General features: G+C 48.4%; 8 protein-coding genes. 4 read left to right on the top strand and 4 right to left on the bottom strand.

What is annotated here, in order from left to right; translation table 11 throughout:
* Window positions 1-259 precede the first annotated feature (259 nt).
* Both AS151_RS10170 and AS151_RS10165 read right to left on the bottom strand, forming a co-directional pair.
* Complete coding sequence (locus AS151_RS10170) at window positions 260-1804, bottom strand: ATP-binding protein (RefSeq protein WP_084639499.1); 1545 nt, start codon at window positions 1802-1804, stop codon at window positions 260-262.
* A gap of 288 nt (window positions 1805-2092) precedes the next feature.
* Complete coding sequence (locus AS151_RS10165) at window positions 2093-2995, bottom strand: DMT family transporter (protein ID WP_071516941.1); 903 nt, start codon at window positions 2993-2995, stop codon at window positions 2093-2095.
* A 79-nt stretch (window positions 2996-3074) separates the two neighbouring features.
* Here AS151_RS10165 and AS151_RS10160 point away from each other — a divergent pair, with 79 nt between their 5' ends.
* The 4 genes from AS151_RS10160 (at window position 3075) to AS151_RS10145 (ending at window position 10777) form a co-directional block, all read left to right on the top strand.
* Window positions 3075-3980: a calcium-binding protein gene (locus tag AS151_RS10160; RefSeq protein ID WP_071516940.1), complete on the top strand. Its 906-nt coding sequence runs from the start codon at window positions 3075-3077 to the stop codon at window positions 3978-3980.
* Between the two features lie 643 nt (window positions 3981-4623).
* The gene (locus tag AS151_RS10155) at window positions 4624-5616 is read left to right on the top strand and encodes a calcium-binding protein (protein WP_084639498.1); all 993 of its coding nucleotides are present in this window, start codon (window positions 4624-4626) and stop codon (window positions 5614-5616) included.
* Window positions 5617-5740: 124 nt separating this feature from the next.
* Entirely contained in the window at window positions 5741-8485 is a 2745-nt protein-coding gene (locus tag AS151_RS10150; RefSeq protein WP_084639497.1) for a tetratricopeptide repeat protein, read from the top strand.
* Between the two features lie 48 nt (window positions 8486-8533).
* Window positions 8534-10777: a tetratricopeptide repeat protein gene (locus AS151_RS10145; RefSeq protein ID WP_071516938.1), complete on the top strand. Its 2244-nt coding sequence runs from the start codon at window positions 8534-8536 to the stop codon at window positions 10775-10777.
* A gap of 882 nt (window positions 10778-11659) precedes the next feature.
* Here the strand turns inward: AS151_RS10145 and AS151_RS10140 are convergent.
* A complete protein-coding gene (locus tag AS151_RS10140; protein WP_071516968.1) occupies window positions 11660-13381 on the bottom strand; it encodes a hypothetical protein in 1722 nt (573 codons plus the stop codon).
* Between the two features lie 20 nt (window positions 13382-13401).
* Window positions 13402-13719, bottom strand: coding sequence for a DUF1232 domain-containing protein (locus AS151_RS10135; RefSeq protein WP_071516937.1), 318 nt, complete (start codon window positions 13717-13719; stop codon window positions 13402-13404).
* Window positions 13720-13724 lie beyond the last annotated feature (5 nt).

The following is a 13724-nucleotide window of genomic DNA, read 5'->3' as shown; positions in this document are numbered from 1 at the left end:
CCCCGCAAATTCAGTGCGCGGCGACCCAAGGTCGGAGTTCAGGACATCGCAGCTGGGGGGTTGAGGGCAATCGAATTCTATTCAAGCAGATTTCATACCAAATCCGTACTGCAAAAACCCGATAAATCCCCCAGGCTAAGGCGAAAACTTCTTGATGTTTTTTCCCTCCTCCCACTCCTCCCACTCCTCCCACTCCTCCCCCTCCTCCCACTCCTCCCCCTCCTCCCACTCCTCCCCCTCCTCCCCACGCCTGGTTTGACTATTTTTCCTGGGAGATAGAAGGAATGACCACGGAAAAGGTGGTACCGACGTTCACTTCGCTGTATACTTGAATTTGTCCTCGTAAAAGTTCTACATATCGTTGCGCGATCGCGAGTCCCAAACCAGTACCGGGAAGCTTGCCGACGTTGTTGGCGCGGTAAAAACGCTCAAACAGGCGAGATTGGGCTTCGGGGGGAATGCCAATGCCAAAATCTCGCACTTGGAAAACTGCCTGTTGCGCCTGGATTTGTAAATCCAAGAAAATGGTAGAACCTTCTTGGGAATATTTGAGAGCGTTGGAAAGCAAGTTTACCAGAATGTGTCGCAAGGCGGCTTTGTCGGTATAAAATTGTTGGTTTTGGCTGTCTTGCTGCTTGCAGGTGAAGACAATTTCGTGTTTTTGGCTGTCTGCCAGTCGCATTTCTTCTACCAGTTCCTGGCAGTAGCTTTCTAGGTTCAAATATTCGGGGCTTCTTTCGATTTTACCCAGTTCGGCTTTGCCTAGCAGCAGGATATCTTCGATTAACTCTCCCATGCGATTGGCAGAGTCTAAAATGCGTTTGATATAGCTTTGTTTTTGTTCTTCGGTGGCGCGATCGCTATAACTACGCAACAATTTCGCCGACATGGTAATGCTGGTGAGGGGATTGCGAAATTCGTGGGAAACCATGGAAACAAATTGGGTTTTTAGTTCTCCCACTTCCCGTTCTCGCTTCAACGCTTCCTGCATTTGGGTTTCTGCCTGCTTGCGTTCGGTAATATCTTGTGCTTCTAACAGCAAAAATTGCACTTGACTATTGGGTTCTGGCAGGGGTTTGAGGGTGACATCTAGAGTAATCGTCGTTTGGGTAATTTTGTCCAGTTCCACTTCGTAGCGTACGGGATTTCCTTGGCTGGCGGTAGCGATCGCATTTTGTAGTTCTTGCTGGGTCACAGCGGCATATTGCCATCTGGGTAATTCCCACAATGGTTTTCCCCGTACGGACTCTGGGGTTTGCCCTGCCATATTTAGGGCAGTTTGGTTCATTTCCACAATCTCGCCGTTGGGTTTCAGCAAAGCCACGTAGGGAGACAACGCATCAAATAGCGATCGCAAGCGGTGTTCGCTGGCTTGTAGCGGTTGCTGGTAGCGAAATCGAACCACCGCTTGTTGTAGAGTTTGTACCAACGCCGTCGCATGCAGTTGTTCTTTCACCAAATAGGCTTGAACCCCTTGCTGTAGCTGCTGCAAAGCCGTTGGTTCTTCCTGAGGATCCACCAACAAAACCGTGGGCAGGGACAACCTGCGATCGCGATCCATTGCATACCATCCAGCCAAGTTTGCTAATAGAACATCAAAGGACTGGTGCTTCCAGGCCTCTAAAGCGGCTTCCCCCCGTTCTACATGGTGTATCTGTAGGGAAACAGAAACGAGATGCTGCGGCATCTGGTTGAGCGTGGCTGCTGTATGCGGACAATCTTCCAGTAAAAGAACCTTCAAAGATGTCGTATTCATGCCGCTGGGAATTTGCGTGTAGCTAGAACTTTGGTTTGGCCCGGACATGGGTTGGCTTCTCAGCAAGGATGGTTGGTGTTTTCGGGGTGATTTGGATGGGTCTTGCGAACTTGTTGGATTTTACAGGGGCATTCCAGAAACCGTATCTGCCCTGGGCAATCAAAACCAGCTTCCCATCTCAGACTGTCCTGCAAAAACCTAAAGAACTATTATAATACCACGCCTTGTCGTGTCCAATCCAGGAAACAGTCGTTATGGTTGTGCGAGGTATAGTTGGCAAGTTTGGGAAAAGATAGCCAGCAGCAACGGTCACCCCCATAATCAGGTTCTTCTGAATCAACCCGATCGACTGACAAACAACAAGCCAATTCCTGCGATCGCCACCAACGCCCCTAAAATAGCACGCAGGCTCACGCGATCGCCCATCCAAGCAGCCAGAGGCAAAACAAACAAAGGACTGGTGGCGCTTAACGTTTGGGCAATGCCCGCCGGTGCTAGTTTCAGGGAAGTTTGCTGCAGCCAAATCCCCAAATAGGTACTAAAAAACGCCGCCAGCACAACTGCCAAACCAGCCTTTACCGATTGTAGGGGTTTCCACAATAAATGGCTAGGTGGTCGGGCCAGCCACAGCAGGGGCAAAATCGTCAAAACGCCCGCTACCAAACGAATAGAAGCACTCACCAGCGGGGAAACAGCGGTTTCGTTGAGAGCCATTCGCGACAGGACGGCACCCACTGCTTGTGCCACCGTTGCCAACAAGCCATAACCAATCCCCCACCGCCACCGATGGGGAGCTTGATGGCTGCTAGGGGTGCGTTCGCTAATGACCCACGCTACGCCGAGGATGGTCAAGAAAATTCCCGTCCAAGTCCGGATATTTAGCCTTTCTCCTAGAAAAATGAAAGCGAGAATCGCGCTCAGGGGTGGTGCCAGGGTTTCTAGGAGCAAAGCACGCCTGGGTCCGAGGGCATTTAAGGCATTGAAAAAGGCTGTATCCCCCAAACCAATGCCAACAACACCGCTGAGAGACAGCCAGAGAAAGGGAAAAGGGGATAGATCCCAAAACGGAACTCCCCGCAGCATCAGGGTGAACAGCAACAGAGCGATCGCGACCAATCCTTTATACAAATTTAGCAGCAACGGGGCGATTTGCTGTCCCAACCGGGCGTATACCAAAGACGCGATCGCCCAAAAAGCCGCCGCACTCAGAGCAGCGAGTTCTCCCTGAAAATCAACCATCTACAACATCAACTGGCTACAGCCATAAGACCAACAAAGACACACGATAGCAGCAGCATAGCAGCAGCGAGGAGGATTTATGTCAGAAGTCTTGGTCAATTTGAACGACCCCAACACGGGGACAAGTAATGCCAGTGGGGGGAAAGATATCGAACTGGATATTCAAGCTTCCCCTACCGGACCCCATCGCGTAGCGGGAACCTTCAATAGCGATCGCATTTCCTTTAACAACTTTAGCAACAACAGCATTGATATTGTATCTGCCGCCCAAGGCGACGACGTGGTAGCCACCGGTGCCGGCAACGACTCCATTGCTGGTGGTGACGGCAACGACCTAATGAACGGCGGTCAAGGCAGCGACACCCTCGAAGACGGCTTTGGCAACGATATTATTTTCGGCGGTCAAGGGGACGACATTATCAGCGATAATGCCGGCAACAATATTCTCATCGGCAACTTCGGCAACGACTCCATTCGCGGCGGGTTAGACACCGATATTGCCTTTGGCAACCAAGGCAACGACACCTTAGACGGTGGCAGCGGCAACGATAGCCTATACGGCGGTCGCGATGCCGACTCCCTTTCTGGTGGTGCTGGCAACGACTTTCTATCGGAAGATAGAGGCAGCGGTACCCTCACCGGTGGTGCCGGTTCCGATACGTTTGCCTTCAACTGGTATGGCGACAGCGAAGCCTTTGCCGGTGTGGATACCATCACCGATTTTGAACCCGGTACGGACAAAATTGCCATTGACGCCAATGCCGATCCAGGCTTCAATCCTGGCGATACCCTACCTGCCAGCGAATTTTCCACCGTCAGCGGTGCCAGCGACGCCGACATCGACGCCAACGAAGCCAAAGTGGTTTACGACCAAGAATCCGGTTCGGTTTACTACAACCCCAGCAACCAAAGCGGCGACTTGGAAGAAGTTGCCTATCTAGAAGGAGAACCCGATCTTAATAATACGGACTTTGAATTCCTTTAAGGTTTTCCCACATCCCAACCCAAGTTTTGCGAGCAAACAATTGTCATTTTGTCAAGGGGGTAGACATACGCTATCCCCTTTTTCTTGTATTTTTCGTTACATAATTTCCTTCCCCAATCCCCCTCAAAATCCTATATGGGGCGGGAAAAGCATCAAGTGAGAATCCCCGACCCAAGGGGATAAAAAAATTAAATCTCAATTTTTGCAGAAAATGGGAAAAGATGGGGAACCTAAAGTAAGATTTAGGCGACACTGTGGGTATAATAGAGCCAATCCAAATTACCGCTTAAGAAGTATTTGGGCAGCAAACTTGGGGTAAAAGTATGTTACCTTAACTCAGTAGTGGCAAAACCACGCGCAAACTTCGCTTTTTCCGGCAAAATCTAAATTTTGCTAGCATATCAGGGTTGTTTGTTTCCTAAAAAAGTGATAAGCTTCGCGTGGCGCCTACTGTAACGTTTAGATGAGCGAACGAACTAGCTTGTGCATCTGTATGCGTACTGGTTACAGTTATAAAGCTAGATAACCAGCAACCATGCAGGCATAAACAGGCATAAAAAGCGTTCCCATAGCAATTAAAACAATAAGCTTCAAAGCAGCAGCGGTATACTCAGACGTACAACCTAGTAGCGAGGAGAGCCCTATGTCAGACATTCTTCCAGCAAATCCAACGCAAACTGCAGATACAGATGGTACGCAAAACGCCCAGGGCGGTTTTGATCTGGACATTCAAGTGGGTGCCGGTGCCCAGAGAATTGCCGGAAGTACCGGCGGCGATAGATTGGCCTCTGGTGGTGGTACGCCCCAGGGGTTAAGTTCCAGCGACGAAGACACTGTCGGTGCTTCTGACGGAAGCGACACCGTGGCTACCGGTACTGGCGATGACTCCGTTTTTGGCGGTGCAGGAAACGATATCGTCAATACCGGGCAAGGTAACGATACCGTCGATGGTGGTGTCGGTAACGATACAATTTGGGGCGGTCAAGGAAACGACCAAATTACCGATAATAGCGGCAGTAACTTCATCAATGCTGGTGTCGGTGACGATGCGGTGACCACGGGTGCTGGTAACGACACCATTTTTGCTTTCCAAGGAAACGACAACATCAACAGCGGTGGCGGTAATGACCTCGTATTTGGCGGTCAAGACAACGACACCATCAACGCTGGTAGCGGTAGCGACACCATCTTTGGCGGTCAACAAGCCGATACCATCAGCGGTGGAGATGGCAATGACTTCATTTCTGGCGACCTGGGTGCTGACAGCATCACCGGTGGTCAAGGTGCCGACACCTTTGCATTCCAATACTACACCAGTACGGATAGTGAAGGTAATGAAATCCGCTTTGACGAAGTGGATACCGTGACCGACTTCACCTCCGGCACCGACAAATTGTATATCGACGCCCAAGCTGATGACGACCTCAACCCTGGCGACACCTTGCCGGCTGCAGAATTTGCTACGGTTGCTGGTGCTTCCGATGCGGATATCGATGACAACGAAGCCAAGATTGTCTACGATACCGAATCTGGACAGGTTTACCACAATCCTACTGCCGATTCCGGAGACCTACGCAACGTTGCTTACCTAGAAGGCGAACCAGACCTCGAAAATACCGATTTCGAATTCTTCTAAGGTTTGACAGGAGTTGGTCGAAGAGAAGAGATTTGTCGCAAAGGGCAGCAGTGAAACTGCCCTTTTTTGTCGATCGCTTGTTGAAAAAGATTAACAATTAACAACGCAAACCATCAAAACCTTCATGCAACAGTCAGCAATGCTGTCAAAAGTGGCAATAGACTTAGAAAAGCATCGATGGGCTGATGTCATTCGCCAGTGCCAGCATTTTATTCAATTTTACAGCCAAAACAAGATTCCCACGCATGTGGATGTAGAAGAAATCGCCAGTGCGTATCGCATGTTGGGCAAAGCTTACGAGGGAGAAGGAAAAATTGCGCCAGCTATTGCTTCTTACCGACAGGCTTTGCAAATTCAACCGGATTGGGTGGATTGCCAACTGGATTTGGCTTGGCTGTATGGCGAAGCTGGTGAGATTGCCCCCGCCATCTCTACCTACAATAAGATACTCCAACAATATCCAAACTGGCAAGAAGTTCGCTACAATATTGCCCATCTTTTACAGCAGCAAGGAAATATCACCGCTGCTTGCCAACAGTACCGCCAAATTCTGAAAGGCAGCCATGAGTCGTTGCCGGTTGCCCTCTACGTCGCTATCCACTACAACCTAGGGGTTTGCCTGCAAGATAGCGGTTTGACTGAGGCAGCCACCCACAGCTACCAGCAAGTGATTCGCTGGCAACCAGATCATATAAATGCTTATAATAATTTAGGCTGTGCCTGGATTCAGTTAGAAAAATACCCAGAAGCCGTTCGCACTTTCCAAACAGCACTACAATTCAAACAACCTGCCGAATCGACCAGTCAAGCCGAACGCGCATCTTTATATCAAAATTTGGGGAAAGCACTGGAGAGTTGGGCAGCAGCGGATAAGATACAGCGATCGCGATATTTGGGAGAAGCTGCCGCTGCCTATCGCCGGGTTACCGAACTGCAACCAGAAAAAGCAACCGCCTATCGGAACTTAGGCAAAATTCTCCAACGACAAGGCTGGCACCAACAAGCCATTGCCAACTTTCAAAAAGCGATCGCTCTTGACCCGGAAGACATCGCCACCTACGACAACTGCGCCATTTCTTGGTTAAACACCGGTAAGCCAGAACGCGCCCTCGAATGCTGGCAACAAATTGCCGCGCGAGAAAAGAAAACCATTCAAGCTTACTGCCATAACAATCGAAACCTTATCCCCCAAGACGATTTGGAATTTGCCAAATGGAAATGCACGCAAATGCTGGCTTCCTGGCAAGATAAATCGCAAAATAACCAAGAAAACGCCCAAGAAATTCTCGTTCAAATTTACCAACACCTAGCCCGGGCGATGGTCAGCTACGGCTGGTATACCGTTGGGGAAGCCTACTACCAAACCGCACTGCAACTGCAACCAGCCCATCCAGATTTGTACGCGGGGTTGGGGGATGCCCTAGTATATCAAAAACGATTGGCTGGTGCGATCGCTGCCTACCGCATGGGATTGCTATACGATGCCACCCATCCCCAATTATGCTGCCACCTGGGTCATATTTTAGCAGCCCAAGGCTTTCTCGATGCCGCGATCGCTACCTACCAACAGGGCAACTTGCGATCGCACCACGAAACCTGCCTTGCCTCTCCCCTACCCACCCAATCTGCCAGCCACCGCGACCCTGCCATTCCCTTCGCCGTTCACCGCTGTACCGCCGAATGGCTGCAAAAGCAAGGATACGAAGGCTGCTACCAGCATTGGCAAACCGCCACCGTCAATCCCCCCGCACCGCCATCAAAAACCACCGATGCCTGCATGGGGGTGAACTGCCAATCCTGTCTGGGGCGTTTGGGGCGCGAATTAGGAAGAACCAAGATTTTTCCCGGCATTTACAAGCTCAGTGCCTCGGAAAAATTACAGCAGGGAGAAACCGATTTATTCATCGCTAAAATCCCCCAAGGGCGAACTTGGATATCACCACAAAAAAACTCCTGGATGGTTTGTAAAGCCATTGCCACCATCACGCCAGATAATTTATTGTTAGACGACCTTTCCCGCAGCTATCCCGGAGAACTGCCGGGATGTACAAAACGCGATCGCACCCGACACGAAATTTTTCGCCAAAACAGCTTGCCACCATTAGAAACCATCAACGGTACGGTTGCCGTCGTTGCCGGATTGTCGGGGCATACCTACTTTCACTGGATGGTCGATATTCTACCGCGTTTGGAACTGCTACGCCAGAGTGGTTGGTCCTTTGATTGGCTGCTGACCAATAAAATTAACCAACCCTTCCAGCGGGAAACCCTAGAAAAAGTAGGCATCCCGGCAAAAAAAGTTCTCACCGCCGATCGATACCCACACATCCAAGCCCAAGAATTGCTAGTTCCCTCTTTCGTAAGTTCTTTGGGATGGGCAACCAAGCGATCGCTGGCTTTTTTGCGTCGTACCTTTATTAGCCAGCCAACCCCAAAAATGCCCAAACGCATCTACATAAGTCGCCAGCAAGCCAAATACCGCAAAATCCTCAACGAAAAAGAAGTCATGGAAATTTTAAAACCGTTGGGATTTGTTTCGATAACCTTAGAAGGGCGATCGGTTGCCGAACAAGCAACGCTATTTGCCCAAGCTGAAGCCATTGTAGCACCCCACGGCGGCGGTTTGACCAATTTGGCTTTTTGCCGGCAGGGAACCAAAGTCATCGAACTGGTATCCCCCAACTACATCCGCCATTACTACTGGGTCATCAGCCAGCAGCTAGGCTTGCAGCATTACTATCTGCCGGGAAAAGAATTTCGCTGCCCCCAATTGCGACAGTTAATGTATCAAAGTGTCCTCAGAGAAGATATCCTGATAGAACCAGATACGCTGCGACAGATGCTACAGGTGTCTGGCTTGCAGCCATAAATCCCATCTACCTATATTGTTGTTTTTGTACGAAAAAAATTGTAAATTATGACTGTATCCACAGCCCCATCATCCATGCCAGAAGCCAATCCCCAAGAAAGCGCCACCTATTTTCAGGAAAGGGCAGAATTTTACCTGTCGCAGGGAAAGTTGGAAGAAGCCAGAACCGCTTGCGAACAGGCGTTGAAAATTCAATCCGATTTTGCCCCAGCCTACAAAACCTTGGGGAACGTTGTCTCGGCCCAAGATAATCTAGAAGAAGCCAAACATTGGTATACCAAGGCGATTGAATGCCAGCCAGACTACGCACCTGCCCACGCCAATTTGGGAAGTTGGTACGCCAAACATCAATTATGGCATCAAGCGATCGCTTGTTACCACCGTGCCATCGATTTGCAGCCGGATTTTGCTGGTGCCTATCGCAATTTAGCCAAAATTTACCACCAAATGGAAAAGCCGAAAGAGGCAAGGCAATACTGGCTGCAAGGAATTTTGTTGGCACCCAAGCAAGCCTCGGCGCAAACCCATTTTACCCTGGGAATAGAACTGCTGCAGCAACAGGATATGGAAAAGGCGCGGATTTGTTTTGAAAATGCCTTGCAGAGAAATCCCAATCTCCCAGAAGCCCACCACAATTTAGCAGAAATTTTAGCAGCCCAGGGCGACACCGACAACGCCATTGCCCATTACCAACAAGCGATCGCGTTAAATCCCAAAGACCATCGCTCCTATCAAAAACTAGCAGAATTTTATAAAAACCAGCAAAACTGGCAGGAAGCAGTGCAAGCTTACCAACAATTAGTAGAATTGCAACCCGAGTGGGTTTGGGCACATTACAATTTAGGAGATGCCCTCGCCAACCTGCAACAGTGGGAAGCTGCCGCCGATGCCTATCGGGAAGCCACACGCTTGCAACCCGATTTCGTTTGGTCGTACCATCGTTTGGGGAAAGCGTTGCAAAACCTGCAGCAGTGGGAAGCAGCGGTGGAAACCTACCAACGCGCCTGCGAGTTGCAGCCGAATTTTTCTTCGTTTCAGAATTTGGGCAAATGCCATTCTAAATTAGAAAATTGGGAAGAAACGGTGGCGGCGTATCAAGAGGCGTTGCGTTGGGATTGGCAGCAGGGAAGCGTTCATTTTCACCTGGCGCAAGCTTTGAAAAAACTCAATAAATTTGAAGCGGCTATCGGGCATTTTGCTTATGCGAAAGAACTAGCGCCAGATTTTCCTTCTGCCTACGCTCAGTTGGGCGATGCGTTGGTGGAATTTAATCCCTACGAAAAAGCAGAAGAAGTTTACAGGCAAGGACAACACCTCAACCCAGACCTGCCGCGAATTAGCGAAAAGCTGGAAACGGCTCTCGACTATCAGGAAAGATTGCGCGATCGCGAACGCTTGCAAGAAACAGAATCGGTTTTGATGCAATCGCAAGAACAGTTGCACGAAACCGAGGAGACATTAGAGCAAGCGATGGAACAGTTGCGCAAGAAACATAGCGACTGGGAACAAGCCAAATCGGAACTCGACGAGACGCGGGAAGAGTTGGCGCAAACGCAGGCGCAATTTGACGAAGTTTTGGGAGATTTGGAAAAAACCCATTCCCAACTGCAAGAAACGGAATCGGTTTTGAACCAATCCCAGGAACAACTCAACGAAACCGAACAAACCCTAGAACAGGCGATGGAACAGTTGCGCCAAACCCGCCAAGAACGCGATCGCTTGCAGGCGCAGGTGGAACACCAATATACTTACTATAATGCCCATGTGAAGAATATCAGCCAGCGGATTTTTGCCACGATTCAGCAGGATTCGCAAACCAGCCGCGTTAGCCGGGTGGCGGAATATTGCTTGCAGGGATGGTCGGGAAATTTGCTGTATTTGGGGGCTGACGGTGGCGAATTGACCCAGGCTTTGGCTAGACTATTACAAAGATTTGATGGGCAAAGCGATCGCCGTTTGGTGGCTGTTCCCCTGCAAACATCTACCGAGGCATTTTGGCAGACCATGGCATCCTACAAAGATGTGGTGGAAGTGGTGGCTACAGACCAGCTACCGGTGGAAACCATTCAAAAAGGAAAATATTGTTTTGCCATGCTGGGAAATTTAGCTAGCAGCGAACAATACGATCAAGCCATAGATGCCGTTTCTCCCAACTGTCAGGGAGTCATTGCTATTGATGGCATTCAAGACCATCGCGAGGTAGAACAGGTGTTTCAACAACAAAGCGATCGTACCCAGCGTCAAAAATTATACTTCCCCTTGTGTCGGGAAGGCTACCTTCTTTGGTCGTAAATTCAAAAGTTGCCAACCCTGCTTGCGTAAGTGGGGTTGGTTATGTTGGCGAACTATTGATAATATTTTGCAATTGTTTGCGGATTTGTGGGTAATACCATGGTTAAATTAACTTCTAAATGAAAAGCAAATTTGTCGGGTGGGCATTGCCCACCCTACTAAAATAAAATTAGAAGCGATCGCTTCGTAAGTGGGGTTGGTTATGTTGGCGAACTATTGATAATATTTTGCAATTGTTTGCGGATTTGTGGGTAATACCATGGTTAAATGAAATTCTAAATGAAAAGCAAATTTGTCGGGTGGGCAATGCCCACCCTACTAAAATAAAATTAGAAGCGATCGCTGGACCCACAAAATTAAAATAGACAACTCCCCTACTATTAACAATATTTTGCAATTGTTTGCGGATTTGTAGATTTGTAGGGTGGGTATTATCCTACTTCAAAATTAGAAGCGAATTTGTCGGGTGGGCAATGCCCACCCTACTAAAATAAAATTAGAAGCGATCGCTTGACCCACAAAATTAAAATAGACAACTCCCCTACTATTAACAATATTTTGCAATTGTTTGCGGATTTGTAGGGTGGGTATTATCCTACTTCAAAATTAGAAGCGATCGCTGGACCCACAAAATTAAAATAGACATGTGCAACGTTAATGGTATAAATTGAACTTCACCGCCAGAATTGGCAAGGTGTTCTATATTTTTACGAGAAGGCAGCAGCTACTTGTACGTCAAGTCAATCTTTTCCACAAACAACGATGGTAGCTGAAATGAAAAAAGAAATTGTCAAGGTAGCAGCAGAAAATAAAGATACAGACGCAAATGCTAAAATGGTATACGATAAACTTAAGGAGCGATAGAATATAAATCTATTTTTCCTAATCAGTTTCTAGATTGGCGATACAACCAGCATCCAGAATGAAAAATCTATCGGTTTCTAATTGAGAACATTTATCAATTGTCTGCGCGATCGCTGGTATTTTCCCGGTTTTTAAATTTGCCATCGCCGTTTTGACGGTTTGAACGAAAGCATCGTCGGGGAAATCATCCGTGAGAAATCCTTGCAACCATTCGTGGTCGTCGATATATTCAGGGATAAATGCAGAACGATGCAACAGCCAAAAGGAAATCTGACGATCGCGGATAAATGTTTGCAGCGTAGATAGTTCCATTGTATATTGCGCTTGCACCGTAGCGATCGCTTTTTGGCGAAATGGTTGATAATATCCCAACTGGTAGGGAATAGCATATTCTCTACCCACCAAAATTGACCGCTGGCTAAACGACGGGAGATTGTTGGCTTCTTCTGCAATAGAAGCAATGGTAATATCCCGGGGTTGCTGCTGGAAAAACCGATAAACTTGGGTAGCCTCGCCAACTTCGTATCCCATTTTCGGTAAATCTTGCAAAAATAGAGGATAGTGAAACACAATCGCTGCCAGTAGGGAGAAAACCACCGTATATTTGCCAACCAGCCACCCACCGCGTCGGTTGCGTTGCCACTGAAAAATGCGATCGATTAAAATAGCGATCGCCATTCCCGCTGCCAAAGCCATCACAATCCGCAACCCATGGGTCGTATAGCGGTTGGGAAGATGCAGGCGAAACAGCAAGGCATGGGCCAAAAAAAACCATCCAAATCCAGCTACAATTATCTGCGGCAAGATAGCGACATTGTTTGTCATCTTTTGAACCAAGGGGAAGGATTTGGGAAACTGCCACAAAACCGGTAGCAACACCGACAACCACACCATCGTTGGCATGTCTTCCGGGAAAAAGCCGCTGCGTCCATCCTTGATCCAAAAATCCACCCAATCTCGGTCGAAGAAAGCACTGCGTCCGTCGTCCCAAAATTCTGGTAAACTTTTGGCATATTCTAAAGATATGGTGGGGTCGTATGCGCTGCTTTTGAAGGCGTAAGCGGCAATAACCAGCAAAACCACCGCCAATCCCGTACTGTAAAATATATACCATCGCCGGTAGAACAGCATGGCCAGGGTAATAATCCCGCCTTCGACGAAAATATATTGTGGGTAGAACAATCCCGTTAACGCGATCGCGATGAGACAGGGAAACAACGCTTTCCGGCTAAAATAATAGAGAAAGGCGAGAAATAGTGGATAAACAAAGGCGCGTGGGGTGGCGGAGGAAATATCGTCTTTCATCCACAAACTTAAATTTAGCAGTAATGTTCCCAAAAATCCCGCTAAAGGAATGGGGAACATCTCACAGGTGAAGCGAAAGGCATAGAAGGTAGCGATCGCTGCTAAGATTAACGGTAATAATTTATTGAGGAGAAAGGGGTCAACGCCGAAAAGATAGACAAACCCTTGATAGAATTTACTATATCCCGAAGGTGCCACCGATTGAAAATAATCGGCAATGACATCGTTGGGAAATAATTCCGGGTCTAGCCAGCGTTGCATCCAAAATACGTGTTGCCTGGCATCGTCTTGAACCACGTAGGTATCTGGGAACGCTTCTGTATATCCCAAGATGCCGTAAACCACTGCCACGGCAATGCTAAGACCCAACCAAAAAATACCTCCCCGAGAATTTGGGGAAGCAAACAGCCAGCGATAGACCCAAGATTTCTCCATAAGTTGATAGCGATCCAATTTTAGCGGTCGAGTTCGGTAGCGTCCACATCGATGGTAACGGGATTTTGGGAATTTCCCGAAACTGTTTGGTTGCTGGCAGATTCTTCCCCATTATGATGATTGACAGCGGCATGTTTGAGGCTATCTTGCAGCCAATTCCACAAACCCGAACCCAACAAAACCAGCAACAACACGTCGTCGATTTGACCCAAAAGCGGTAGCAAGTCTGGAGATAAGTCAATCGGACTAAAAAAATAAACCAGGGTTCCCAAAATCACCCACCAGCGGTATTTGGGATGGCGTAGCAGTTGGCGATACCACTTGTTGAAGGCTTGCATAGGTT

Origin of the sequence: Geitlerinema sp. PCC 9228, from assembly GCF_001870905.1 — a bacterium.
Lineage (GTDB): Bacteria > Cyanobacteriota > Cyanobacteriia > Cyanobacteriales > PCC-9228 > PCC-9228.
Note: the sequence above shows the minus strand (reverse complement) of the source record. Positions and strands in the feature narration are given on the sequence as shown.